The sequence below is a fragment of the Rugamonas brunnea genome (assembly GCF_014042345.1).
Classification (GTDB): Bacteria; Pseudomonadota; Gammaproteobacteria; order Burkholderiales; family Burkholderiaceae_D; genus Rugamonas; species Rugamonas brunnea.
Map to the genome: position 1 here is coordinate 1 of NZ_JACEZT010000067.1, position 256 is coordinate 256.

Consider the following 256-nt stretch of genomic DNA (forward strand, 5'->3'; position numbering starts at 1 on the left):
GTCCAGACTCCTACGGGAGGCAGCAGTGGGGAATTTTGGACAATGGGCGCAAGCCTGATCCAGCAATGCCGCGTGAGTGAAGAAGGCCTTCGGGTTGTAAAGCTCTTTTGTCAGGGAAGAAACGGTGAAGGCTAATATCCTTTGCTAATGACGGTACCTGAAGAATAAGCACCGGCTAACTACGTGCCAGCAGCCGCGGTAATACGTAGGGTGCAAGCGTTAATCGGAATTACTGGGCGTAAAGCGTGCGCAGGCG

Annotated in this window: 1 rRNA gene; it reads left to right on the forward strand. The window is 53.5% G+C overall.

What is annotated here, in order from left to right:
- Positions 1 to 256 (forward strand): 16S ribosomal RNA (locus tag H3H37_RS25515); the annotation flags it as partial.